The organism is Hymenobacter duratus (genome assembly GCF_014698995.1).
GTDB lineage: Bacteria > Bacteroidota > Bacteroidia > Cytophagales > Hymenobacteraceae > Hymenobacter > Hymenobacter duratus.
The window spans coordinates 133473-159752 of the sequence record NZ_JACWZZ010000004.1; the positions used below are offsets into that span (position 1 = coordinate 133473).

General features: G+C 61.4%; 19 protein-coding genes and 1 riboswitch. Of the genes, 9 read left to right on the plus strand and 10 right to left on the minus strand.

From position 1 onward, the window contains the following. Positions 1 to 4: 4 nt before the first annotated feature. The 7 genes from IC231_RS16625 to IC231_RS16655 form a co-directional block, all read right to left on the minus strand. Complete coding sequence (locus tag IC231_RS16625) at positions 5 to 3415, minus strand: CHAT domain-containing protein (RefSeq protein ID WP_190785623.1); 3411 nt, start codon at positions 3413 to 3415, stop codon at positions 5 to 7. 75 nt (positions 3416 to 3490) lie between these two features. Further along, a complete protein-coding gene (locus tag IC231_RS16630; RefSeq protein ID WP_190785624.1) occupies positions 3491 to 6388 on the minus strand; it encodes a caspase family protein in 2898 nt (965 codons plus the stop codon). 219 nt (positions 6389 to 6607) lie between these two features. After that, on the minus strand, positions 6608 to 6967 hold the full coding sequence (locus tag IC231_RS16635) for a CoA-binding protein (protein ID WP_190785625.1): 360 nt from the start codon (positions 6965 to 6967) through the stop codon (positions 6608 to 6610). Between the two features lie 86 nt (positions 6968 to 7053). Then, positions 7054 to 8634 carry an NAD(P)/FAD-dependent oxidoreductase gene (locus IC231_RS16640; RefSeq protein ID WP_190785626.1) on the minus strand — a complete coding sequence of 527 codons (1581 nt, stop codon included), beginning with the start codon at positions 8632 to 8634 and terminating at the stop codon, positions 7054 to 7056. 182 nt (positions 8635 to 8816) lie between these two features. Continuing rightward, positions 8817 to 10580, minus strand: a complete 1764-nt coding sequence (locus tag IC231_RS16645; protein ID WP_190785627.1) for a patatin-like phospholipase family protein — start codon at positions 10578 to 10580, stop codon at positions 8817 to 8819. Positions 10581 to 10839: 259 nt separating this feature from the next. Beyond that, positions 10840 to 11118 (minus strand): hypothetical protein, encoded by a 279-nt coding sequence (locus IC231_RS16650; protein ID WP_190785628.1) that lies wholly within the window; start codon positions 11116 to 11118, stop codon positions 10840 to 10842. 189 nt (positions 11119 to 11307) lie between these two features. Continuing rightward, the gene (locus IC231_RS16655; RefSeq protein WP_185889840.1) at positions 11308 to 11700 is read right to left on the minus strand and encodes an acyl-CoA thioesterase; all 393 of its coding nucleotides are present in this window, start codon (positions 11698 to 11700) and stop codon (positions 11308 to 11310) included. A 170-nt stretch (positions 11701 to 11870) separates the two neighbouring features. After that, a riboswitch (cobalamin riboswitch) is annotated at positions 11871 to 12064 on the minus strand. A gap of 96 nt (positions 12065 to 12160) precedes the next feature. Between IC231_RS16655 and IC231_RS16660 the strand changes: the two genes are divergently transcribed. After that, positions 12161 to 13498 carry an MFS transporter gene (locus tag IC231_RS16660; protein ID WP_190785629.1) on the plus strand — a complete coding sequence of 446 codons (1338 nt, stop codon included), beginning with the start codon at positions 12161 to 12163 and terminating at the stop codon, positions 13496 to 13498. A 217-nt stretch (positions 13499 to 13715) separates the two neighbouring features. Continuing rightward, entirely contained in the window at positions 13716 to 14285 is a 570-nt protein-coding gene (locus IC231_RS16665; protein WP_190785630.1) for a DUF2911 domain-containing protein, read from the plus strand. Positions 14286 to 14380: 95 nt separating this feature from the next. Here IC231_RS16665 and IC231_RS16670 read toward each other — a convergent pair whose 3' ends face one another. Continuing rightward, positions 14381 to 14581 carry a hypothetical protein gene (locus IC231_RS16670; protein ID WP_190785631.1) on the minus strand — a complete coding sequence of 67 codons (201 nt, stop codon included), beginning with the start codon at positions 14579 to 14581 and terminating at the stop codon, positions 14381 to 14383. Positions 14582 to 14639: 58 nt separating this feature from the next. Further along, the gene (locus IC231_RS16675; RefSeq protein ID WP_190785632.1) at positions 14640 to 15620 is read right to left on the minus strand and encodes a tryptophan 2,3-dioxygenase family protein; all 981 of its coding nucleotides are present in this window, start codon (positions 15618 to 15620) and stop codon (positions 14640 to 14642) included. 448 nt (positions 15621 to 16068) lie between these two features. On the opposite strand from IC231_RS16675, the gene IC231_RS20095 reads away from it, so the two are divergent. The 7 genes from IC231_RS20095 to IC231_RS16710 all read left to right on the plus strand — a co-directional run bounded on the left by IC231_RS20095 (position 16069) and on the right by IC231_RS16710 (position 24500). Further along, positions 16069 to 18273: a sensor histidine kinase gene (locus IC231_RS20095; RefSeq protein WP_211539133.1), complete on the plus strand. Its 2205-nt coding sequence runs from the start codon at positions 16069 to 16071 to the stop codon at positions 18271 to 18273. Positions 18274 to 18568: 295 nt separating this feature from the next. Next, positions 18569 to 19249, plus strand: a complete 681-nt coding sequence (gene sdaAB / locus IC231_RS16685; RefSeq protein WP_190785633.1) for an L-serine ammonia-lyase, iron-sulfur-dependent subunit beta — start codon at positions 18569 to 18571, stop codon at positions 19247 to 19249. Positions 19250 to 19349: 100 nt separating this feature from the next. Further along, entirely contained in the window at positions 19350 to 20891 is a 1542-nt protein-coding gene (locus IC231_RS16690) for a TolC family protein (protein WP_190785634.1), read from the plus strand. A 90-nt stretch (positions 20892 to 20981) separates the two neighbouring features. Then, positions 20982 to 22403, plus strand: a complete 1422-nt coding sequence (locus IC231_RS16695; RefSeq protein ID WP_190785635.1) for an efflux RND transporter periplasmic adaptor subunit — start codon at positions 20982 to 20984, stop codon at positions 22401 to 22403. Between the two features lie 205 nt (positions 22404 to 22608). Further along, positions 22609 to 23598, plus strand: a complete 990-nt coding sequence (locus IC231_RS16700; protein WP_211539134.1) for an NAD(P)H-dependent glycerol-3-phosphate dehydrogenase — start codon at positions 22609 to 22611, stop codon at positions 23596 to 23598. A gap of 54 nt (positions 23599 to 23652) precedes the next feature. Next, complete coding sequence (locus IC231_RS16705) at positions 23653 to 24060, plus strand: DUF4259 domain-containing protein (protein WP_190785636.1); 408 nt, start codon at positions 23653 to 23655, stop codon at positions 24058 to 24060. A 5-nt stretch (positions 24061 to 24065) separates the two neighbouring features. After that, positions 24066 to 24500 (plus strand): EamA family transporter, encoded by a 435-nt coding sequence (locus tag IC231_RS16710; RefSeq protein WP_190785637.1) that lies wholly within the window; start codon positions 24066 to 24068, stop codon positions 24498 to 24500. Between the two features lie 15 nt (positions 24501 to 24515). On the opposite strand, the gene IC231_RS16715 is transcribed toward IC231_RS16710, so the two are convergent. Beyond that, positions 24516 to 26249: a hypothetical protein gene (locus IC231_RS16715; RefSeq protein ID WP_190785638.1), complete on the minus strand. Its 1734-nt coding sequence runs from the start codon at positions 26247 to 26249 to the stop codon at positions 24516 to 24518. Positions 26250 to 26280 lie beyond the last annotated feature (31 nt).

Sequence of the window (26280 nt, forward strand, 5' to 3'; positions counted from 1 at the left end):
AATATCAGGGGCGCCAGTTGAGCAGGTAGTCGGTGGCCTGGCCGTAGTGCTGATAGGCGCCCCAGGTAGAGCCACCGCTGCTATAAATGCAGTTGCGGGCCGAGGCAATGGCTTTGCCTAGAGTTGAAGGCTGACTGCCACTCGCCTCCGGTTGGGTGCCGTCAGGAGTGGTGCTGCCGTTCATTTCCTGCGGACTAAAGCTGGAGTAATTAAGCAATGTGCCTGCCGACTGGCCCACCAGCACCTGCGCATAGAATTCACGGGCAAAGGCCAGGGCTAGGTCGTCATTCACAGGCCAGCCGGTGCCGAGGTAGTTGCGCACGCCCCGCTCGAAAAATGCTTCTGCAATGCCCGCCAGGCTACCGTTCAGCTCTTCGGCCGCAAACGGGGTACCTTCCCGAATCACCGATGAGAAACAGGCGTTGGCAAAAACCAGCCGCGGTACGTGCCGGGCCCGGAATATCTCGCGGGCCGTCAGCACCCGGTCGCGCCCGAACACCCAGCCCTGGCGGTTGGGGTCGTCGGGAGTAAAAATACCGTGGCCGGCGAAGTGAATCACGTCGAAGCTACCGTTGAGAATCAGCGCCATGATTTCCAGGAAATCACACTCGGCCTCGCCAATTCGCTCCACCACATCCAGCTTAATGGTGGCCGCGTGGGCCGGTTGTAGCCGGTTCAGAAATGCTTTGATGGTGCTGAGCATTTCCACTACGGCCCGGCCTTCGCGGCGGGCTCCAGGTAGCTGTAGCTCCGGCTCCGGCGCAGGATCCGCAATGACGAGCACGCGCAGGCTGCGGTTGCGGGGCGGCGGAATGCCGGGCTTGGGTGAAAGCATGGTCCGGAACTGGCGGGCCAGCTGTAACTGCCGGCTCAGGGAGCGGCGGGCGCCGGGCGTCCGGCCCTCGTTGGCCATGCGGTTCTGCAACTGCGCGAAACAGGCCATTTCCCAGGGCAGGCTGGCTGTGCTGCGGTCCAGCACAAACGTGAGCGGCTCGGCAAAATAGTCCTGAAAGTCCAGCGGAAACAGCAGCGTCGACATCAGCTCGCCGTAGGTTTCCTGCTCCCGCAGCATCACGGCATCCATGAGCCGGCCGGGCAGCGTGCTCGGGAAGTAAGGCTGCACGTCCAGCTCCCGCACCGGTATCACGGCGCCGTCTATCAGGGCCGTGAAGCGGTAGCGCGTGCCGTCCCGCTCAATGGTGATGCGCGGGCCCCGGTCAGGCTTGGGCAGGTCGCCGGGCAGGCTCGGTTTGGGTGCATCCGGGGGCGGGGTGGTGAAGTTGTCGGCGCGGCATTCGTCTTTCCGAAACAGCAGGTCCAGCCCATCCACTAGGTCGCGGTTGGTGGCGGCCGTCCGGCTGAAAAACTCCACCTGCCGGTCGAATTGGGCTTTGTCGCGCGCAATAAGGGTAATGTCGAGGGCCAGCGGCCCCGAGCCGTTGGTGGGGCCGCAGCGGTCCAGCCCTTCCGCCACACCCTGCAGAAAGCTCACCAGCGCGCCTTCCTCACTCAGGCCACCACGCCCTTCGCGCCCACGGGTGCCCAGCACTACGGCCGCGAACCGCAGTATTCCCAGGGAGGCCGCCGTGAAACTGGCGTTGCTCATCAGAAAACGTAGGTCGTGGTGGGAATAATAGCCTTCCTCGCCCATGCCCAGCAGCAGCAGCGCGCGGGCCTTCACGCCCACCGATCCGGCCGCGCCGGCAGGACGGGGCAGGTAAAACACCTTGCCCAGCTCAGCGCTGAGCAGGCCCTGATCTACGGCCCGCCGAATCCAGGAATCCAGCGCCCGGTCCAGGTCCAGGAGGCGGTTGGTGAGCGGCGCACCCACGTAGCGGCCCACCAGCAGCAGGTCCGTATCTACCTGCCGGATATCCTGCTGCAGCACCCGTATCGTTACTTTTTTGTGGAGCTCGATGGTGCGGGTGGCATCCGAAGGCAGGTTATCGAGACGCAGGGTTGGGTTGGCCTCGCCGGCTGCGGCACGCACTAAGGCTTCTTCGGCGGCCAGATATTCGGCGGGCAACTCCTCTTTTTTCTGCTTGTTGCGGGAAGGGGCCAGGCGCTCAGCAATGGCTTCGAGTCCGGTGCCGGCCAGGTCTTCGCCAATGGGGCGGTGCCAATGCTTCTCGCGCTGCGTGAGGGTGCGCGTAATGATGGGCCGGGTCGGGAGGGTGGACGTGCGCTGGTTATACAGGATTTCGCCCACCGATTTCAGCACCAGCGGGTTGCGCAGCAGGCTGCCGTGGCTCTCATCTACATAGTACGTAGGAATGTCAGCCAGCGCATTACTGGCTGGTGCTTCGTCTGTTTCATCCGTCGCTGCCGCTGCCACCCGAAACGCCACCCGGCCGTCGCCGTGCAGCGTCTCATGAAACCGGAACTCGCCCGTCGATACCACATCCAGCCGGTGGATAGTGGGCTGGTTGCAACCCATAATGGCCACCATGCTGCCCCGGTCGAGGGAATTGGGCTGGCCGGCCAGCTTCTCGTGCAGGTGGCAGGCGCTTTCCAGCAGGTGCTTGCGCACGGGCAGCGGCACCCAGGTACCGCGCTGGTAAAGCTCCTTGGCCACGCCCTCCAGCTGGTCGCGGGGCGGCAGCAGCTCATACGTTGCCGGAAACGAGTTGAAGATGCGCAGCACATCGGGCAGGCTGTTGTGCAGGTCCAGCTTATCGAGCCAGCGCACCAGCTTGTCGGCGCCGGTCAGGAGCTGCACGGCCCAGTAAGTGCCTTCGTTGGGCGTGCCCACCATCACGAGGCGGTTGTCCTGGGCGTTGCCGTGGGCTGGGTACCACTGGCTGGCATTCCGGCGCACAAAGCAGCGGGCCAGCAGCCCACCGGAGCCGTGCGCTACCAGCCGCAGCGGGCGTTCGGCCAGGCCACGCTGCTGCAGGAAAGCTGATAGCTCTTTGGCGCTGTGCTCCAGGCTCAGGCGCCAGTCATAGGCAAATACGTGTACTTCCCAGTAGCGGGCCAGCGTGAGAATGGCGCGGGCGTAGAGGCGCAGGTCGGGTCCGCCCACTGTCACCTGCGGCATCGGGTCCGGCCACTTCTCCTTGCTCCGGTCTACTTCGTGGTAGACTTTCAGCTTGTTGAGCCCGCCCGTAATAGCATCCAGGTTAAGCCAGAACGGCTTGCCATCGATATGCAGCTCGGAGCCCATAAAATCGGGCAGCACCACCACGGCCTCCCGGGGTGGCTGGCTGGTGGGCGTGTCCTGGCCGTTGGGCTTCAGCAGCTCGTTTTTCAGGATGAGGCCGCTCAGGTACTGAAACTCCTCGTCGCCGAAATACTGCCGCAACTGGTATTCCTGGGGAAGTGGCGGGCTGGTCTGGGCTTGGTTGTGGGCCACCACCTGGCACAGGTCGAGCAGCGGCTGCGGCCACAGCGGATGGATGGGAGAGGTGCTCATCGGCAGGGTAGGGCGGGTGACGACAGGCACCACCATCCGGAGCCGGCTATGGCTCTGGATGGTGGCCTGGTGCGGTTACGCGTGTTCCGGGCGGAGGGCCTGCAGCAGCAGAAAGTTCTGGGCCTCGTCGGTGCAGTCGATGGTGGGGTGCTGCTCGTAGCCGACGTTGGCGAAGGCCGCCTCAATCTGACTCATGAACTGCCGGTGGGTGCGGCTTTCGGCGGGCGTCTGCAGTAGCGGCAGCGCAATACTTGTGAACAAGCCCTGGCCGTTCACCTCGTAGGCATACTCCGTGGCCTTGCAGGCCGTGAAATTTACGGCCCGCAGCAGCTCCCGGCCGCCTTCCGGCTTGCCGGTGGCTGCCCGGGAGCGGGCCGCAGCTTTAGGGTGCTTGCTCAGAAAGTTCTGGCGGGCCTTGTCAGGCAGGCGCATGTAGCGTTTGCGGGCGTTGGCCGGCTGCCGCCCAAATACCGCTTTGCGGGTGTTGCTTTCCGAGTGGCAGCAATCCATAAAGCAGGTCACGTTCACGCCATCCGGAATCAGCCGGAACACGTCCCGCAGGTCGTCGTCCAGAATCAGGCCGCCGTCGTTGTAGTCGTAGGCGCACAGGGCCTCGTCCTGCGTGTCGAGCTGGTTTTCGTCGGTTCGCTCGTCGCCGTCCTGGTCGGGTACCTGCGTGCCGTGGCCGGCGTACTGCACCACCACAATGTCGCCGGCTTTGCTGGTGGTTACCAGGTCGGTGAGGCGCTCCAGAATGGCGGCGCGAGTCGCCTGGGCATTCACCAGCAGCTGCGTGCGGAAGCCCATTTTTGCCAGCGTGCCTTCCCATTGCCGGGCGTCGGCCACGCATCCCATCAGCGGTGCATCGGGGTAATTATCGATGCCAATGCACAGGGCACGCCGCCGGTTAGTAGGCGCTTTGTCATCTGCCGCCGCAGGCTCGGTATCGGGGCTGCTGGTGCTGTGGCCATTGGCATGATGGCCGTTATGGCTGTGGCCGTTGGGCGAAGCCAAGGGCACTACAGGTGTCTGAACGGCGGCCGTTTCAGCAGCAACACCCGAGACGGTACCTGCCGCGCTGGCCGCCTGTTGAAGCAGTTGCTCCTGAGCCAGCAGAAGCAGCGCTTCCGGCAGCGCCACTGGTTCGGTCCAGGGGTCGGGGAGGGCACGGGGTTTGGGGAAGGGCACAATGGTATCCTGCTCCAGCACCCGGCGCGCTACGCTTTCCATCGTGGCCGCGTCGTCGTCGAAGCCGCCGTGGGTGGTGCTGGTGCTGGAACTGCGCCCCGACGCTTCCTTGGTCTGCGACCAGACTACCCGGGCCGCCTGGTTCGGCTGCCCGTTGAGGCCCAGCAGGCGGCGCATTTCCTCATCGTTGCGCAGCGAGCTGTCCAGCCCCAGAATGGGCGTGTCCCGCTCCGATTCGAGGGCGTAGTAGAGCAGATACAGCAGCGACTTGCGGTACACGCCGCCGCACTGGTCGTCGCGCTCCAGCGTGTCGCGCATCGTGTACAGCGTCAGGTGGCCAGCGTTACCGCCCACCTGCCCGGCCAGCCGCTTCCGGAACTCGTCTACCCGAATGGCGGGAGCCAGTAGGTGCAGTGTCCGGAAGGCCGGCACGCCCATGTGCCAGGCCAGCGGCAGGAAATGCGCATGGAAAATAGAGCCGGCACTGTGGCCCACGGCGTGCAGCCGGATGCTGCCCTCGGCCAGGGCGGCCGTGTGGCGCCGGCAGAACGCCAGCAACTGCTGAGCTACATAGTGGCTGCCGCCACCGGGCGTGGCGGCCCACTCAGCGCTGTCTTTCATGTTTTTCCAAATGGGTCGGCCGGGGGCACGCACGGCGTTTTCCACCAGCGTGTCGGTCCAGTCCGTGACGCCGCGCGTGGCGGCGGCCCGACGGCGTTGCCCGCGCAACAAGGCGCCTAGTGTGCCCATCAGGCCCGTTTCCCACACGAAATAGATGGGGTAGATGTGGTTCTGCGTCCACCATGGAATATAGCGGGCCGCGCTGTCGAGGCCGGTACGCTCAGCTACCAGCCCGCCGTGGGCATAAAAGAGTAGCTGCAGCGGGCGGCCGGCCTGCTGGGCCTCGCGCAGGGCCTGCTCCAGCCGCCATCCAAAAATGGCATCCACATCGGCTGGTGTGGTGCTGAACTCGCCCTTATCGGAAAAGCCGCCCTGCTCCAGATTGATGACGTGGGAGCGAAGCAGCTCCACGGTAGCGGCCGGCAGCGGCGGCGGCCCGAACAGGCCCCGGCTGCCCTCAGGCTGGGTAAGAAGCGCAATTTCGCGGGCGTCCATGGTTTCCTCTTCCAGCTCGCCTTCCTCAGGCATCCGCAGCAGACTGCGGGTAGCAGTGGGTGGCAGCGTATCTGGTTCCTGGAGCAATGCCAGCAGCCCTTCGGCCACGCCGTCCGCTTCGGCCAGTATCGGCGCTTCCCGGCGGCCTAGCTTTGCCATGATGACTTTTACATCGGCCAGGGTTTTGTCGTAGTCGATGCCGGAGCCGGGGCAGGTTTTGGTCGACATTTCGCGGTGGAAGTGCAGGGCCTTGGCCGGCAGCCCGAAGCGGTGTAGAATGTGCGCTACCACGTGCAGCGCGGCCTCCCGCTGGGCACCCCCAAACGGGTCCTTGCCTTTGTCGAAGTCGCCGACCATCTCAAACATGAAAGGCCCGAGCTGGCTGTTGCCGTTGTGGCCGGAGGCGCTGGCCGGGGCTTGGTTCCAGTTGCGCCCCGTCCAGATGGAGCCGTCCTTCCCGATGGTGACGTGCTGGGCAATGTCGCTCCAGCCGTTGGTCTGGGTGTGGTAGCGCCACATGGCCTCGATGCTGGCTTCGCCCTGGTACTGGGCGTGGTTGGGCCGCCAGGTATGGTGCATGTGCACGGCATTGATGCGGCGGGTGAACGGGAACCGGTTTACCAGCGCGGTAAACTCGGCCAGCGTCAACTTTTTGAAACGGCCAGCCATAACGAAAAGGAGTGGGATAGTGGAGAATCGAGCTACTGCAAGCTCACGTAGCGAATAGAAATATATAATTAAAATAATTCAACTAAAAATATGTACTTAAGTAATATTAAAAATAACTTATATTTTTGATTGAGTGTTGCTTTGTGGTTTCAACTCAAAAGAAAAGCGGCCCCCGCTAGAGGTCCGCTTTTCCTTTGGCAATGCATACCTAGTTGGTGTCTAATACTGGCCTACCGAGAGCATAACCAGCGTGCAGCCTTCTTCTGTCCGGATGCCGCGCTCCTGGGCCATCCGCTCCAGTTCCGGGTTTTCGGTGCCGGGGTTGAAGATGATGCGCTTGGGCTTGAGGTCCAGAATGTAGTCGTACCAGGCGGGCTGGTTCTGGGGGCCTACGTAGAGCGTCACCGTGTCCACATCGTTGGCGGCGGGCCGGTCGAGGCGGATATCGAGCCCGCCAACCTGGCCTTTGCGGATGCCGACCGGCACTACTTCGTGGCCGTGGCGCTGCAGCCGGTGCACTGCTTGGTAGGAATAGCGGGACGGGTTGTCACTCGCGCCGAGAACTAAGGTCTTTTTCATGGGAGTTGCAGTAAGAGCATCGTCCTAAAGACTGCCAAGCAGGTTTGCTGCGCTGCCGGACGACGCGGTTCGTCGCCTTTTAACGGTTATTTCGCCGCAATGGCTGCCAACGCTGCCTCTGCGCACCGCTCGCCGTCCATGGCGGCCGACACAATGCCGCCGGCGTAGCCCGCGCCCTCGCCGCACGGAAACAGGCCGCGCACCTCGGGGTGCTGCAGCGTGTCCCGGTCGCGCGGAATACGCACGGGAGAGGAGGTGCGGCTTTCCACGCCCACAATCTGAGCGGCATTGGTGGCGTAGCCCGGTATCTTCTGCCCGAAATTGCGGAAGCCTTGGCGCAGCCGCTCGGCCAAGCCAGTGCCCAGCACCTCATCCATGGCCACGGGCACCAAACCGGGCTGGTAGCTGGTTTCCAGTAGCTCCGCCGACACGCTGCCTTTCAGGAAGTCGCCGAGACGCTGGGCGGGGGCCAACTGGGTGTTGCCGGCCAAGCGGCAGGCGCGCTGCTCTATTTGCTGCTGCAGCCGCAGCCCTGCCAGGGACCCGTACTGGCGCAGGTCCATGTCTTCGAGCTCAACGGCGGCCACAATGCCCGAGTTGGCAAAGCGGGAGTCGCGGCGGCTGGGGCTCATGCCGTTCACCACCACCTCGCCGGGCGCCGTAGCCGAGGGCACGATAAAGCCGCCGGGGCACATGCAGAACGAAAACACGCCCCGCTGCCGGCCCTGCACCTGCGTCTGGTGCACCAGCGCGTAGGACGCGGCCGGCAAATCACCCCGCTCACTCAGGCGGTACTGGGCGCGGTCAATCAACTCCTGCTGGTGCTCGACGCGCACGCCCAGCGCAAACGGCTTGGCCTCAATAAGCACGCCGCGCCGGTGCAGCAGCTCGTAAATGTCGCGGGCCGAGTGGCCGGTGGCCAGAATCACAGCATCGGCTTCCAGGGCTTCGCCGCTGGCCGTCACGACGCCGCGCAGGTGGTTGTTTTCCAGAATCAGGTCGTCGACGCGGGTTTCGAAGCGCACTTCGCCGCCGGCCTGCCGGATACTTTCGCGCAGTGCGGCCACCACGTAGGGCAGCTTGTTGGTGCCGATGTGCGGGTGGGCATCCACCAGAATATCGGGGGTGGCGCCGTGCTGCACCAACAGGCGCAGAATGCGGCCGACGTCGCCGCGCTTGGTGGCGCGAGTATAGAGCTTACCGTCGGAATAGGTGCCCGCGCCGCCTTCGCCGAAGCAATAGTTGGAGTCGGGGTTGACGAGGTGCTCCTTATTAAGCGCGGCCAGGTCGCGGCGGCGGGTGCGCACATCTTTGCCGCGCTCCAATACAATCGGCTTCAGGCCCAGCTCGATGCAGCGCAACGCGGCGAAGAGCCCCGCCGAGCCGGCCCCGACGATAATAACCGAGCGGCGCGCCCGGCTGACATCCGGGTACTGAAACCACGGGCCGAACAGGTCGGCGGGCGGGGGCGTCTGGTAGATGTCGGCGCGCAGGCGAACCAGCGGCTGGCGGCCGCGCGCATCAATGGAGCGTTTGCGCAGGTGTACGAAATCGGCCTGGCCGGGATGCAGGCCGGCCGCTTCCAGCAGGGCCCGGTAGCGGGCAAACTCGTCGTAGGCGACAGAAGGAGGCAGCAGTACCTCAATCTCACGAAGTAAATCAGACATAGAACAGGTGAAAGGTGGCTATCCTTTGGACCACAACATGAGCCGCTCCGGAAGGAGCAGAAACTGGAAAAAGCTCAAAATTACGCAGAAAGACGCAGGTGCCGCCAAGTGCCGACCGGAAACTTACCGGGCAGCAGCAGGGAAGATGCCCGGCAGTGGAAGCCAGACGCGCATCGGTCTGATTAACATTCCGAAGTGGAAAGAACCTGTTCTACCGTACCACTGGCATCCTGCAGCACCGGCATAGCCGCCAGCGGAACCAGATAGTTGGGGCCACCGCGCTGGTAGACGTCCCAGAGCAGTTGAGCCCGGCGCTGCACTTCTGCCTCACGGGAGTCGGGCCGGGGCGGGTATTTCTCGAACCGCCGCAACAGCTGGTAGCAAAGCGTAATTTCGGCGCTGGCTACAATAGCCGGCAGGCGCCACTTGTCCTGCTGCCACCAGAGCGTCGTGCCCATCTTCCGCGCGCTGTCGATGGTGGGAAATACGGCGGCCAGCTGCTGTCTGACCCGAGGCTTTTTCGGAACCTCCTTCTTTTGCTTCTTGCTTATCCTATCCGTCTGAAGCTCGAAGTCGTTGGCAATGGCGCCGATGATGCTGCTCACAATCTGATAAGCCGGCTTGCTCCCGCCGGGCTGCCGATACAGCTGCTCGTAGTTCTGGCTGCGTACCCGGCGCATAAATACCGAGGTCAGGAGCTTGAGGGTACTGCCGAGCCGCAGGACCAACAGCTGCCTGAGCTGCGGCACGGATAAGCGGGCCAGCCGCGGCAATACCCAGTCCGGGAGGTTTGGGCTCTGGCTGTGCAGCAGCCGGCGGAGCTTGCCAATTCCCCAGCCCGCTACCAGCAGCCCGAGGGCGCCCACCGTTCCCAGGCCAGCCAGCACACCACTGAAAAACGGGGAAGTGCCGGCCCCATGTAGCTGCCAGGCACCTAGCCCCAACCCAGCCACCAGCACGACCAGCAGCAAAGCCAGTTGCCACAGTTTAGGGGCCCAGGCAGCGTGAGATAGTGGCAGGGGTGGTTGGTAGATATCCTTGTCAGCGCCCCCGACATCGGCCACCAGAAACAGCGTGGTCGGCTGCAGCAGTGCCGCCTGCTGGGCCGAGTGGCTAAGCTGCACCTGCTCTAAGTGGCGGCTGTTGCGCTCATTAGCCACCAGCAGGCTGTCGATTCCCTGGTTGTCATAAATGCCGCCATCGAGTAGCGCCACCCGGTCGGAAGTGCGCCGGCCGCCCTTGGTCAGCAGCTGAGTGGGTGGGCTGCCGGGAAAGAAGTCATCGGGCAGCACCAGCGGCTCAAACCCGCCGGGAAAGCACGAGGAAGCAGCCACTACATCTCCGAGGCGCAGCTTGCGGGCGTGTTCGGCGGGAAGGCTCACGTTGCCGTTGCCGATGGCATAGGTTTCGCGGGTTTTGCCTTTAGGGGCTGGTAGATAGGCGCTATGCTGGAAGCGGAATGCTAGGCCCGAATACATTTCCGTGGCACCGAAGATGAGGCTTTGCAAATGGAAAGGAGCCTGCGCCGACGCGTCGGGCTCCCAGAACATGCCCAGTCGCGCTTCACCATATAGGTGCTGGTTGTAGGTCTCCGCAAAAGCCTGGATGAGCTTGTACTGGGTGCCACCCGCCCGCATGCCGGCTTCCCACTGGGCTAGTGCCTGGGGCAATATAGCGTCCTGCTCCAGCAGCTTGTAGAAGTCGTGGTAGATGTCGGGGAAGGTATGGCCGGACTTGCGGCGCATGGCATAATAGGCCCCTGTGATAGTGCCGCCGGACGCAGTAGAGAGCATGTGTACCTGCTCCAGCAGCCCCAGTTGGTACAGGGCTTTCAGGGTGCCCAAGCTGTAGGCCGAAGCCCGAAAGCCGCCGCCGGACAGGCTCAGTGCAATACGGTCAAAAACAGAATCATTGGAACTGCCGGCCAGCGGCTGTGGCGAAATCATAGCGGGAGGTAAACAATAGCGGAACTGCCAAGCAATATTGGAGAAGATATCTATACTAAAGAAGTACGCCCTTTCCTTACGGCTGAGCTTTGACGGGTCAGAGTCGGCCTCTGGAGAACATAAGTCGTGGTGCTGCCTTAGCATCAGCCTGCTACTGGTTCTACTTACTTAGCCGTTTCTCTCAAGTAGCCGAACACAAAACAAGCCCGCTACAACCATTGGAGGCTGCAGCGGGCTTGTAATAGGAGAACTACGTTGGCTAATCCAAGGGGCGGGCTGGGCCGTCGTGGTTGGTCTTGCGGGGCCAGAACTTCTCCATCGACTGATTGAAGGAGGTAAGCACCTGGGCGCGTACTTCGCCGGAGCTGTGGCGCAGCAACTCGCCCAGCATGTGCCGGTACATTTCAGTGGTAGCCTCCAGTCCTTTGGCACTCACGAGGCCGTGGTGCAGCAGGTCGCAGTTTGCAGCAATGGAATTTGAGACTGACTCCGTCAGTTCTTCCCGGGCCTGGTCGGCCTCTTTAAACGATTGTTCCAAACGCGCGCTGATAAGGTTATTCTGCTGCTGATCCATATACTACAGAGGAGAAGACAGGTGACAGGTGGCCCCTGAACTGAAAACCAGTACTGTAAAGTTCAGCTCGGATATACGAAAAACCAGAGCGGAACGATACAGCCTGCCTAAACCACTATTGTATTGGCTTTGGCCATTGAGGATGCCAAAAAATTATACGGGCATGATGCGCACCGGCCGCTTGTCTTGGTCGATGGCGACGAAGGTGAACAGGCCCGATACGGCTTTAATGCGCTCCTCGGAATACATCTGCTCCACAAACAGCTCCACGCGCACCTGCAGGCTGGTATTGCCCACGCGGACGACGTTGCCGATCAGCTCGACGAGCGTGCCGCCGGGAATGGGGTGCGTGAAATCTACCTTGTCGGAGGATACCGTGACCATCTTGAGGCGGCTGAAGCGGGTAGCCGTGATGAAAGCCACCTCGTCCATCATGTGCAGGGTGGTGCCCCCGAACAGCGTGTCGTAGTGGTTGGTGGTATTGGGGAAAACGGCTTTGAAGATGCGCGTTTCGGCAGCGGCAATTTTGGCTTCGAGAGAAGGCATAGAATAGAGGGAAAAGAGGAAAAGAAACTCCCTTGCCCGATATCCGGAACCTGCCTCCCCTGAAAAATGCCCACCGGCTACCGCACACGCGCCGGCCCCGGCCTGCTCGCGCAAACCCGGCCCCAAGGGCGCGTCAGTACCCGACAAGACCCTTTTTCGCGAAGGCAGCCTCATCAATGCAGCGGAAAGCAGGTCTCCTGACTTGTCCCATTTTCACCGTCCTTCTCAGCGGGCCAGGGCCTGCCAATGGAATTGTATTTGGTGAAAACTGCGCGGGACTTACAGTAGCGCGTCTGTCCGGGATTTGCACCCGGTTCCCTTTTCATGCTGGTAGTACCCAGCAACCTTCCGCCGTCTGACTGGAAATCAAACAAAGAATACGGCCGCGAAGGTAACCCACTAAACCAAATGCGCCGGGCTCACGGCCTGTTCTGAAGCGGCCAGGTGTTACTTTGCCGCCATGCAGACGACTACTTCCGCGCCCGCCGGCCGCAGCATGGCATCCCGTATCCGCTCCATCTTCAGCGGCTCCGTCGGCAACCTAGTCGAGTGGTACGACTGGTACGTGTACTCGGCTTTCGCGCTGTATTTCGCGCCGTCGTTCTTTCCTGAAGGCAATCAGACCGCCCAGTTGCTCAATTCGGCGGCCATTTTTGCGGTGGGGTTTCTGATGCGGCCGCTCGGTGGCTGGCTAATGGGCCTCTATGCCGACCGCGCCGGCCGTAAAGCGGCACTGCTGGCCTCGGTGCTGCTCATGTGCGGCGGCTCCCTGCTGATTGCCGTTACGCCCACTTACCGCCAGATTGGGGTGGCGGCGCCGGTGCTGCTGGTGCTGGCACGGCTGCTACAGGGCTTGAGCGTGGGCGGCGAATATGGCACCTCAGCCACCTACCTGAGCGAAATGGCCGACCAGCGCAACCGGGGCTTTTTCTCCAGTTTTCAGTACGTAACCCTGATTGCCGGTCAGCTGCTGGCGCTGCTTGTGCAGATTGGGCTGCAGCAGCTCCTGACCCCAGCTGAATTGCAGGCCTGGGGCTGGCGCGTGCCCTTCGCCATCGGGGCGGGCGCGGCCCTGGTGGCCCTGTACCTGCGCCGGACCATGGAAGAAACCGATGCCTTCACACGCCAGACTGCTGCCGAAGCCAAAACAGAAGCCAGTGGGCCCCAACCGGCCCAGCCCGGTAAGCTCACCGTGCTGCTGCGCTACCCGCGCGAGGTGCTGACGGTGGTAGGCCTCACGCTGGGCGGTACGGTGGTGTTCTACACCTTCACGACGTACACCCAGAAGTTTCTGGTGAATACCGCCGGCTTCAGCAAAGACCAGGCAACGCTCGTCTCGTTTGGGGCGCTGGGCATGGCCATGCTGCTGCAGCCGCTGCTGGGGGCGCTGTCGGATAGGGTGGGGCGGCGGCCGGTGCTGCTGTTCTTTGGCATCGGGGCCACGCTGGGCACCGTGCCCCTGATGACGTGGCTGGGGCAGGCCAGTAGCCCGGGCGCGGCATTCGGGCTGCTGGTAGTGGCCCTGGTGATTGTGAGCGGCTATACCTCCATCAACGCCGTGGTGAAGGCCGAGCTGTTTCCGACGGAAATACGGGCGCTGGGCGTAGGGCTGCCGTATGCGCTTACGGTGGCTATTTTCGGCGGCTCGGCCGAGTATGTGGCGTTGCTGGCCAAGAGTAAAGGCGTGGAAAGCTGGTTTTACTGGTACGTGACGGCCTGCGCGGCTATTTCGCTGGTGGTGTACCTGCGCATGGCCGACACGCGCGATACATCCCGGATGAACAATGAGGAGCAGTAGGGCCAGCGTACAGTAGCTGGAAGGGCGGCGTAGAGTTACTGTCCGGCTAGAGGTTGCGTACAAGGATCTGGCGCTAGTGTAGCGGAATCTGTATATTGGATGATTGCCAGATGGTGCTGCCGCGTGGACGGGTGAGGTGGTTGAAAGCGGTGGAATGATTCCAGGCAGTCTGACTAGTGCGCGTACTCTTCTTTCACCAACCTTTCTCTCCCCACTCATGAAAAAGCCCTCGTATTACCGCCTGTTTTCCGCCTGCTGGCTACTGATTCTGGTATTGCTGTCCGGCTCGGCTTTCGCCCAAGACCAGATGGCCGGCAAGAAACCCGAGGATAAGTCGAAGCGGCCGAGCCCGCCGGCTACCGTTTCCGCTACCATCAACGGCGTGCCCGTCACCATCGACTACAGCCGCCCACATTCCAAGGGGCGGCAGGTATTCGGCAAGCTGGTGCCCTACAGCGAGGTCTGGCGTACGGGCGCCAATGAGGCTACCACGTTCAAAATAGAAAAAGCGGCCGTCATCAATGGTCAGACGCTGCCCGCGGGCATGTACGCCCTCTTCACCATTCCCGGCCCCGACGAGTGGACCATCATCTTCAACCGGGAGTTTAAGCAGTGGGGCGCATACGAATATAAGTCAGGCGAAGACGCGCTGCGTATCAAGGTGAAACCTACCAAGCTGGCGCAGCCCGTCGAGCAGTTCACCATCACCGCCGACGCCAGCGGCCCCGTCCGGATGATGTGGGAAAACACGCAGGCGGAGTTCGTAGTCAGCGGCCCGGCCAAGTAGACGCCAGACGCACCAGAAACGGCCCGGCCGCCGTTCCTCGCCCAGGTGGCAGGAGCGGCGGCCGGACTGTTTCGGCGCCAGCACGGGCAGTTGTTCTATTGCTGCCTGGTATCGGGAGAAGAAGGATGGGAAGGTGGATGGCGGTAGGCCGAAACCAGCAGCAACGTGGCAATTGGCCCGATGAGCAAGGATATGAGAAACCAATTGACGCCACTGCGCTGCTTGCTCTGCGCAATGGCAGCATTGATAAGGGCCAGGCTACCCCAGCCAACGCTGCTTTCTTTATCCGGAGCCATACGAGAAGCTAGTTCAGAGTATCAGAATATCAAATGACACGGGCATTGGCAGCGGCCTCTACGCCCGCACGGCTTCTTCCAGGATGCTTTCCACCCAGCTTTTGCCCCAGTCCTCCAGCTCCTGCTCGGTCCAGATCTGGGGGTAGAAGATGCGGCGCTGGAACTTGGGAGGCAGGTACTTCTTCCAGTTGGTGCCGCCGGTAGCGGCCAGGGAGGTGGGGTGGCGCTCCAAGTAGCGCACCGCCGACTTGAAGTGCATCAGCGGCCAGTTGACGTTTACGTTCACGTCCAGCTGCTTAAGCTGACGCAGCAGCCGCGGGTTTTCTCGCTCCTCCGCCGGCAGGCGCTGAATTACACTCCACACGTTCCGCTCGTGGTATTCGGCGGCGTGTGCTACCAGCTGCTGGGTATATTTTTCCTCGAACTGAACCAGGGTAAGCGCCTTTGCGCCAGTTTCTTCTATGGTGGCACCCGCTTTCCAGTAGATGCAGCCCATCAGCTCATCGTGGGCGGCGGCTTCGCCCAGCAGACGGCGCTTCTCTTTGTCGAGCAGGTTGTCGATGTTGGTGCTGGCTATTTCAATCATGCGGTACTGCACGCTCTGGAAACCGGAAGCCGGCATCAGCGACATCCGGAATTTCAGGAACTGCTGCTTGTCCATGCCGTCTACCATCACATCAAACGAGTCGATGAGGTTTTCGAAGTAGCGGTTGATGCGGCCCAGGCGCAGAACCAGCTCCTGCACGGTAGGCTCCCGCAGCTGCCCGATCTGCTCGTACTCGCAGAGACAGAGCTTGAAATACAGCTCCGTAATCTGGTGGTACATGATAAAGATTCGCTCGTCGGGAATCTTGGTGAGCGGGCGCTGCAGGCTCAGCAGCGTGTCGAGGCCGATGTAGTCCCAATAGTTGACGTAGTCAGCATAGTAGAGGCCTTCAAGGTAAGCAGCCAGGTCCTGACTATCAGCGGAATACTTTCCCTGTAGTCGGCGGAGCTGCTCGAAGACGGCGGGCGAAAATTCGTCCTGTGGGGTGGGCATAAAGGGGTGGGGTGGGTGGGATGGAGGGGTAATCTGGGTACAAGGAACGAAAAAGCGGCCGGAACTGCTAGCCGCAAACTACCCTATACCAGGCCAGCCGCTACTAGGGATTGGCTGGGCCTGTGCAACTCAATTTCAGGCGAAAATTTTCTGTTTGGTGCGGATGGCTTCGGGCAGACTACACTGTGTCTGGCACCGCTGGTTAGCGGTATCGGTCATCAGAATACAGCAAAAAACGCGTCCTGCAAGCCAGCTGCCAGATATTAGCAGCATGATGCTATTAATTGAATATATAGTTATAATTACATATCTGTTTCATAGCCACAAACGCATACTTACAGCATCTTATATCGGGGTTGAGGGCAGCGTCGGAGTATGCCACGGCAGTGTCCGATACGCTGGTTGCCCGCCCCCCGTGCCGCCTGTTCAGCTGAGACAAGCCCCGCTAATGAAAATTCTCGCTCTGTTTCTATTGGTTCTTACAAGTGAGGTAGCATCAGCACAGATTCGTCCTGAATCAGTGGCCACCTTCCGGCAGATGCCGACCGCCGGAATCGTGCTCGACCAGGACTGGCAGTTTCACGCGGGAGACAACCCGGCCTGGGCGGAGGCAACCATTGAGGAGCGCGGCTGGCAACCCATCAACCCGACCCTGAGCCTGCGCCACCTGCCCCAGATAGCGCAGGCCGGAACGGGCTGGCTACGGCTGCGTTTCCGGCTGAGCCCGGAGCTGCGGCGCCAGGCGCTGGTGCTGCGCATATTTCAGTATACCGCCTCCGAAATCTATTTCAATGGGAAGCTGCTGCGCCGCTACGGCACCCTAAGCCCCGATCCGCAGCAGGTGCAGCCGTATTGGCCTGACGGCGAACCGATTGAGCTGCTGCTGCGCGACCAGGAAGAGCAGGTGCTGGCCGTGCGCTTTGCCCACTGGCCGCAGTTTGCCCTGTTCAGCGACTTTTTTGTGCCCGGGTTTCTGCAGGCCCGGCTGGAGGGAATAGCGCAGGTGGTGAAGAGCAACCAGCAGGAATCCATCTACAAAACGGCCGATATGCTGCTGATGGGCGCATTTCTGCTGCTGAGCATGCTCCATCTGGGCTTTTACCTCTACAACTCGGCGCAACGGGCCAACTTCTTTTTCACTCTGTACACGCTGGCGGGGGCCATCAGTTTTTTCTGCACGGGCTTTCTTGATGAAATTCAACGGCTTGATCTACGGCTAGGAGTGGATATCCTCTCCTATATATGCCTTCAGACGGGCAGCGTGCTGGCCGTACGGGCGCTGTACAGCCTGTTTCGGGTGCGGCTGGGCTGGATTTACCGCAGCCTGTGGGCCCTGAACGCCGCGAGCCTGCTGCTGCTGATCTTTGGCCCCCAGGCCAGCTGGTATCCTACCGTAGGGTTTATGCTGCTGGTTACGGCCGAGCAGCTGCGTCTCACGCTGGGCGCGTTGCGCCAGACCCGGCAGGCCGCCGGCATTATTGCCGCCGGTTTTGCCATTTCTCTAGTGCTGCTGCTGGTATTTGGGTTCATTGCCCGCTACCACGGACCGCTGCTGATGGTGGAAGTTCTATCCATTCCGCTCCATACAATGCTTACTTTCCCGGCTTTCCTGAGCCCGGTGCTGGCCATTTCGCTGTACCTGGCCCGGCAGTTTGCGCTGGCCAGCCGCCTGCTGGAAATCAAGCTCACCCAGGTACGCATGCTCTCCCGGCAGATGCTGGCGCATCAGCAGGAAAAACAGGTGATGCTGGCTCAGCAGAACGAAACGCTGGAGCGCCAGGTGCAGCTCCGCACCGCTGCTTTGCAGCGGACCCTGAACAACCTGCAGGCCACGCAGGATCAGCTGATTCAGAGCGAGAAAATGGCGAGCCTGGGCGAGCTGACGGCCGGCATTGCCCACGAGATTCAGAACCCGCTCAACTTCGTCAATAACTTCGCCGACGTGGCCGTAGAGCTGCTAGCCGAGCTGAACACCGAAACCCTGCCCGCGCTGCCCGGGCCGGCGCAGGAGCCGGCCCACGAGCTGGTAAGCGAGCTGACGCAGGTGCTGCAGAAGATTCATCAGCACGGCGAGCGGGCCGACTCCATCGTGAAGGGCATGCTGGAGCACTCGCGCCTGAGCTCCGGCGAGCGGCAGCCCACGGACCTGAACGCCCTGGCCGACGAGTTTCTGCGGCTGAGCTACCACGGTCTGCGCGCCAAATACAAAGACTTCAACGCCCAGCTTACCACCGATTTTGACAAGGAGCTCGGGCTGGTGGAGGTGGTGCCGCAGGATATGGGCCGGGTGCTGCTGAATCTGTTCAACAACGCTTTTTATGCCACCCAGCAGCGCCAGCAACAGGCGGGCAGCAGCTACAGGCCCGAAGTGGCAGTGCGCACCAGAAGAAGCGCCGGCTTGGTTCAGATTACGGTGCGGGATAACGGTACCGGCATTCCGGCCGCTGTTCTGGATAAAATCTACCAGCCCTTCTTTACCACCAAGCCCTCCGGCGAGGGTACCGGCCTGGGACTTTCGCTTAGCTACGACATCGTCACGAAGCAGCACAAAGGCACGCTTACCGTTGACACCCGGGAAGGCCAGTTTACCGCCTTTACCGTGAGCCTGCCGACCGGTGAGCCGGTGAACGGCCAGATGGCGTATCAGATATAAACGCGGGGCTGCTGCCGGGCAACCGTGGCGGCGCGTGCCATGGCCAGGCCTCCTGTATGCCGGCATCAGACAAGTAAAATTCCTTTACTTTCGCCGCCGCAGGCAACGCTGCCTGAGCAATTCGTGTCTCCCGGAAGGCGGGTACTGTTACCGGTTCGTCAGGGCATGGCCTGCGGGTAGCAACGGGAGTTGCTGCGCTTTCCGTGGGGCGCTGCTGCCGGCCGACAATTTGTAGCAGCCACCCACGCGGTTTATTGGGTGATAGTCGTCGAATCCGATACCTTTACTGCCTCCTATGGCCGAGAAAAGCAGCATATTCGACATGATTGGTCCGGTAATGATTGGGCCCAGCTCCTCGCACACCGCCGGGGTGGTGCGCATTGCCCGGGCGGCCATTCGGATTCTGGGCAGCCTGCCCACGCAGGCCACCGTCACGTTCTACAACTCCTTTGCCCGCACCTATGAAGGCCACGGCTCCGACCGCGCCATTGTGGCCGGGCTGCTGGGCATGAACACCGACGATGTGCGGATCCGGGAAGCTTTCGACCATGCCAAGGAAGCCGGGCTGCAGTACACGTTTCAGGGCGTCGGCAATGCCTCTACCATGCATCCGAACACTATTCGGGTGCAGCTGCGTGATGAGCGCACGGGCCACGCGGTGGAAGTAGTGGGGCAGAGCCGGGGCGGCGGCGTTATCCGGATTGTGGAAGTGGATGGCTTTCCGTCCGACTTTTCGGGCGGCCTGCATACGCTTATTCTCGACGCAGATGATGCCAAAGGCTCCATTGCCTTCATTGCCTCGGTTATTGCGCACGACGACTGCAACATTGCCACCATGCTGGTTTCCAGAAAAGGAAAAAACGACGTGGCGCGGCAGTTCATCGAAATGGATTCCGGTATCAAAGACATCACGCTGGCCTACCTGCGCCAGCTGAGCTGGGTACACCGGGTTACTTACATTCCGACCATTGATTAAAGGATTCGAGGTAATTATTCGTCATCCTGAATATATTTCCTGAAAAATCAGACGTTGCTGTCTGTCGTTCTGCATCTGGCTCTGCCGCCTTACCCTCTCTATGAAAGCAACCGCTACGCCGCTGCCGCGGACTCTGGCTCTGGCCGGGACTACCGCCTTGCTTCTGGCTACTACCTGGCCCGCTCTGGCCCAGACCACACCGCCCGCCCAACCGCCGGCGGGTGCATTGGCGCAGTCTGCGGCCACAGGCGCCCCTTTTACGCTGCAATCCGCAGTGAACTATGCCTTGGAGCACAACCTGAGTGTGCGCCAAAGCCAGCTGAACGCCGAGCTGAGCGACGTTACGCAGCGGGCCGGGCGGGGTGCCTTGCTGCCCACGGCCAACCTGAGCGGTAGCCAGACCTGGAACTACGGTACCGGCCTCGACCCGCTCACCAACGACTTCGTGAGCCAGACCATCCGGTCCAACAACTTCTCGGCCTTCTCACAGATTACCCTGTTTTCGGGATTTCAGCTGCGCAATACCGTCAGGCGCAATGCCCTCGACTATCAGGCGGCGCTGGTGGATATCGAGCAGGCCCGCAACGACTTGTCGCTGAACGTGGCCTCCGTGTACCTGCAGCTGGTGCTGTCGGAGGAGCTGATCCGGGCCAACCAGACGCGCGTAAACAGCAGCCAGCAGCAGATTGACCGCACCCAGAAGCTGCTGAAGGCCGGTGCCGTGGCCGAGAGCAACCTGCTCGACAGCCGGGCCCAGTTGGCCTCCGACGAGTTGAATGTGGTAACGGCGCAGAACCAGCGGGATATTGCGCGTCTGCAGCTGATTCAGCTGCTCAACCTGGATGCCGCCGGGGCCGCTAATTTTCAGATTGACCTGCCGCAGCTGCCGGATCCGGACGATGAAGCCGCCTACAACGCCGAGCCGGCCGCCATCTTCGAAACGGCGCAGGGCCTGATGCCGGAAATAAAGGCCGCCGACCTGCGCGTACGTTCCAGCCAGCTGGGCATTGATGTGGCGCGGGGAGCCTATCTGCCCCGCCTCACGTTTGGAGCCGGCGTGTTCACGGGTTTCTCGTCGTCGCGGCTGGCGCGGGTATTCAACGGCGACTCCACGGCCGTGGTGCCCATTCCGGTGGTGCAATACGTGGGCGGGCAGCCTATCCCCACCACGTTTGCCGTGCTGCAGCCCAAGCAGGCTATTCCGGAGCTGCTGCCCGCCAAATTCTCCGACCAGCTCAAGGACAACCTGGGCCGGCAGTTGCAGTTCAACCTCAACATTCCGATTCTGAACGGTTTCCAGGCCCGCACCAATGTGCAGCGGGCCCAGGTGACGGCCCGGCAAGCCGAGCTGCGGGCCGAGCAGACCCGTCTGACGCTGCGCCAGAACATCCAGCAGGCCGCCGCCGATGCCCTAGCCGCGCAACGCCGGTTCACCTCGTCGAAGCGGCAGGTAGAAGCCCTGACCACGGCGTACCGTAATGCCGAAATCCGCTTCAACAATGGCCTGCTCAACGGTACGGAGTTCAACATTGCCAAAAACAACCTTGCCGCCGCCGAGTCGACTATGATTCAGGCCAAATACGAGTTCATCTTCCGCAGTAAAGTCCTCGACTTCTACCAGGGTCGTCCGCTGGCCCTGTAGCCTCATGAGTGACCAGGCAGCGGAGCAAACCGCCCGCTTCCGGCTGCCCGGCCCTCATCTACCCATCTACTCATTCACGCATCGGAATAAATGAAAAACAACCGCTTACTCTACATATTGCTGGCCGTCATTATCTTGCTGATAGGAGGCTACGTGGTGGGCAAGAAACAGGGGTGGTGGGGCAAGCCCACCGGCACGGAAGTAACGGCTGCCAAAGCCGCCACCGTCAACATCGTGGAGAAGGTGAGTGCCTCGGGCAAAGTGCAGCCCGAAACAGAGGTGAAAATTTCTCCCGACGTATCAGGCGAGATTATCGAGCTCTATGTGCAGGAAGGTGATTCGGTGAAGAAAGGGCAGCTGCTGCTGCGTATCCGCCCCGATAACTACCAGGCCCTGGTAAACCAGCAGAGCGCGGCCGTGAATACGCAGCGCGCCAACGTGGGCCAGACCCAGGCGCGCCTGCAGCAGCTGATTGCCAATGCCAAGCAGACGGAGCTGACCTACCGCCGCAACGCCTCGCTCTATAAGCAGAAGGTGATTTCGCAGGCCGACTTTGAAGCCGCCAAAGCTGCTTACGACGCTTCGCAGGAAGAGCTGAACAGCGCCCGCGCCAGCATCCGGGCGGCGCAGAGCAACGTGGCCAGTGCGCAGGCTTCGCTGGAAGATGCCCGCAAAAACCTCAACAAAACCACTATTTACGCGCCGGTAAGCGGCACCGTAAGCAAGCTGAACGTGGAGAAAGGCGAGCGGGTGCTGGGTACTTCCCAGATGGCCGGCACCGAAATCATGCGGATTGCCAACCTCAATTCGATGGAGGTGCGCGTGAACGTCAACGAAAACGACATCATCAATGTGCACCTCGGCGACTCGGTGGAGGTGGAAGTGGACTCGTATGCCAGCAAGGACGAGAAGTTCCGCGGCCTCGTGACCAGCATTGCCAACACGGCCAAAGATGCGCTGACGGCGGAAGCCGTAACCGAATTTGAAGTGCGTATCCGGCTGCTGCCCGACTCTTACCGCCACCTGTTGCGCACGGTAAGTGGCCGCACGGTGGTGCCTTTCCGGCCCGGCATGACGGCTTCCGTTGATATCATCACCGACCGTAAAACTGGTGTGCTGAGCGTGCCGCTTTCCGCCGTAACAACCCGCTCCGACAGCGCCATGGCAGCCAGCGGTGCTACTGCCAGCACCGGTCCCCGCGTGCGGGTGGGTGGAGTAGGTGGAAAAGGGCGTAGCGGCGCAGAAGCTGAAACGACTCCAAAAACCAGCGACGTACAGGAAGTAGTTTTTGTCATTCGCAATGGAAAGGCTGTTATTACGCCGGTTAAAACAGGCATCAGCGACTTTCAGAACATCGAAATCCTGAGTGGTCTGCAGGCCGGCGACCAGGTAGTAAGTGGCCCGTTCCGGGCTGTAGCCAAAACGCTGAAAGCGAATGAGGCAGTAGTAATAAAAGATGCCAAGAGCCTCAACAAGGAAGCCCTGAAAGAAGGGCCCGAGGAAAACAAGTAGGCTAGTCCAGACTTCGCAGAAAGCCAGCTAGCTGGTTTCTGCGCGGCTGACATACGAGAGGTGACCGTTGAACTCCAACAGTCGCCTCTCGTTTTTTTTAGCTAAACTGCCCGTTAAAGGCTGAAAATGCCGTTTCGGCGTGTGCTCTGCTGCCGGGTTTCCGGCGTTTTCGCTTCTTCCGCACCCTCATCTACTCATTCCCACCTTGGAAAAAATAGCAATGCTGGGCGGTGGCTCCTGGGCCACGGCACTCACCAAGATTCTATCCGAAAACGGCGCACGTGTCGGCTGGTGGCTGCGCTCTAAAGACGATGTGCAGCACCTGCGCACCACGCGCCACAATCCCCGGTACCTGTCGTCGGTAGCTCATGACCTGACCCGTGTGTTTCCTTCCACTGACCTGGAGGAAGTTGTAAAGGATGCCGACTGGCTGGTGCTGGGCGTGCCAGCGGCCTTCGTGCAGGGCGTGCTCGACAAGCTGGACCGGGATGCGCTGAAAAACAAACGGGTCATTTCGGCCATTAAAGGCATGATTCCGGGCAAAAACGTGCTGGTGACTGACTACGTAGCCGACCGGTTCCGGCTGCCGCCTTCGCGGCTGGGCGTAGTAGCCGGGCCCTGCCACGCCGAGGAAGTGGCCCTGGAAAAGCAGAGCTACCTCACCATCGGCTCGCCGGACCCTACGCTGGCCGAAGACTTCTGCCGACTGCTGCGCAACCGCTACGTGAAGGCTAACCCCGCCGCCGACCTCGACGGTATCGAGTATTTCGCCGTCATGAAGAACATTATTGCCCTGACCAGCGGCATTGCGCATGGCCTCGGCTACGGCGACAATTTTCAGGCGGTGCTGGTGAGCAATGCGGTGCAGGAAATGCGCCGCTTTGTGCATGCCCTCAACCCCCAGCCCCGCGACCTTTCGGGTTCCGCCTACCTCGGCGACCTGCTTGTAACGGCGTATTCGCAGTTTTCGCGCAACCGCACCTTCGGCAGCATGGTAGGCCGCGGCTACAGCGTGAAGTCAGCGCAGCTGGAAATGAACATGATTGCCGAGGGCTACTACGCCGTCAAGAGCATCTACGAAATGAACAAGCGCCTGCAGGTGCCTATGCCGATTACGTCAGCAGCCTACCATATTCTATATGAGAAGATTGCGCCGGCCGTGGAAATTGAACTGCTGAAGGAGAAATTCAGATAGAAGCCTTGTTACATTCAACCGCTTCGGGCGGACGCATTCCTGAAACCTGACACTATGGGCACCTGGGACTACTACAATTTCGACAACGACTCGGCCGCAGACTTCGCCGAGGAATTTCTGGAAAACCCCAATGAAGCCGTGCTCTACGAGGCGCTGGCCACGGCGGCAGAGGAAGAAGGCCATCTGGAAGCAGGTGCCGCTAGTGAGGCGCTGGCTGCGGCCGAAATTGTAGCGGCTATTCTGGGCCGGCCGGCCTCGGATATTCCGCCTGGTCTGCTGCCCGCCGTAGCGCACCTCGACGCCGGTGACAGCGAAGACCTGCGCGAACTGGCCGAAGCCGCCGTGACGGTAGTGCTGGAAAAATCGGAATTGCAGGAGGAATGGGCCGGCCGCAGCGACTACGCCAACTGGCAGAGCCTGCAGCAGAACCTGCTGGCGCGCCTGAAAGACGACGACGAATAGCGCCGATGAATTGGTTGGTATTGGCGGCCTGCGCCGCGCTTTGCATGGCGCTCTACAACCTGTTCATCAAGGCTGCGGCCGGGCAGGTGCACGAAATGGTGGGTGCCGTTGTGCTGCAGGTGGTAGCGGCGCTGGTAGGAGCGGGGCTGCTGCTGCTGCTGTATCTGCGCGGCGCATTGCCGCCCGTGCTGGCCACCAGCAGAGGCTTTTCGATGGCAGCCCTGGCCGGGCTGTTCATCGGGCTGGCCGAAATTCTGACGTTTGCCGTGTATGGAAAAGGGGCGCCGGCTTCGGTCGGGACTCCGCTTATCGTGGGCGGGTCGGTGCTGCTGACGGCCGTGCTGGGCGTGCTGCTGCTGCGTGAGGCCCTTAGCTGGCCACAAGCCCTGGGGATGCTACTGATAGTGGGCGGTATTGCACTGCTGGCTCGGGGGCACTGACCACGCTTTGCCTGGTTAGCGAACTGGCTGTGCTGCGTTGGCAGGGCCGTAAATTACGGTCAGCGCGTCTTCGTAGACCGGCGAGTAGGACGAGGCCGCCCAGGCAGGCAGTGCAGCGCCGCGTTCCAGCACGACGAAGTCATACGTCACATCAGGGGCTGCTGTGGTCTGGAGCAGGATATTCCGGTTTTCCAGCAGGGCGTAGTGATGCAGGAACAGCTCGTGCCAGGGGGACGCCAGAAACACCCGCTGGGCTCCCCAACCTGTAAGCCATTCATACGAAGACTCGATTTGCTGCTGGCGCTGCTGCTCTGCCCGCCAGGACGGCAGCTGGCGCCACTGGACGTAGCCCGCGTAGCCGCCGATAAGGAGCAGCATAACGGCCAGTTGCGCTCCGGCTGTAATTCGGCAGAAATTCAGTGCCTTGCTACCTGCCAGGCCCAGTAAGATACTGCTGAAGCATGCCGCAAACAGCAGTACCCGCTCCGGTACCAGTACCTGCTGTAATGCCATCAACACAACCGGCACGAGTAATAGCAAAGCCATAAGGGTTATGATGGGCCGCAGCGGCGGCTGCCGCCACCACAGCAGGGGCACCGCTACACTCAGAGCACCCACTGCTGCCAGCCCAAGATTTTCTCCTCCCGCCAGCGTATCGGCCAATACGTGCAGGTAGCCGGCAAAATGGGGCCAGAAGGTGGCCGCCGCCAGACGCGCCACGTAGCGGTTGCCAAGCAGCTGCGAAAGACCCGAAACTATGATAACAGGCGAATACAGCAGTACTGCCGTGGTGCCAATGGTAGCGGCGGCGAGTGCCAGCCGGCCTATATCCGGCCAGCGTCGCTGGCTGGCGAAACCCAGCAACAGCCCAGCGCCCAGCGCCACCAGCGGGTACACGAACGTGGGAATGGTATACAGCCCCAGAATGCCGGTTCCGATAAAAACGACCCACGCCAGCCGCCGGCCGTTCGGTTGCCGCCACAGTGCTAACGCTGCAAAAAACGCGACCAGCAGCAGAGCCAGCTGCAGAAAATAGCCGCGGCCTGCTACCGCATAGTACAGGCCCAGCGGAGAAAAGCCAAACAGGCCAACACCCAGCGTGGCACCCCTGAAACCGATGGCACGCGTGAGAAGCAGGTAGGCCACACCAGTGCCTGCAGTAGCGGCCAGCAGCGTTGGTAGCCTCATTGCCAGGCGTAAGTCGGCGCTAACCAGGCTGAAGGGCCAGCAGAGGAAATTGAATAGCAGGTGGTTGTTGGGAATAGGATAGAAGCTGCTGATAGCCACCGGACCTTCGTGAATAAAATAGTCGAAGGAGGCGGCCTCATCGGTGCTGATGGGGTACACCGCCAGATACCAGATCCGCACCAGCAGCAATGCCAGCAATAAGCAGCTTCCTGCCCATTTTTCCGTGCGGCTGAGGGCCAGCAGCTGATGGCGCAAAGCCGCGCCTGCCTGCCTGATTTCGAGTTGCAGCAGCTGCCATTGCTGCCGTAGCAACCCGTAGCGCCGAAAGGCCAGTAGCAGGCCGCCGCTCAGCAGCATCACCCCGGCCAGTGTACCCCGCAGTACCGTATAGCGCGCCGGAGTAAGGGCCAGTCGCAGATGATGGTAGCTGCCTTCATGGTAGGTGATATTGCCCAGGGCCTGTACCTTTTGGTAGGGAGTCAGCCCGAAAATCAGCAGCAGAAACAGACTGCCCAGGAGCAGGCAAACCAGACTCACTGCCAGAAGTGCTCGGAAAGGCATAAAGGCGGAAACGTAATACGGTAAGGGTAGA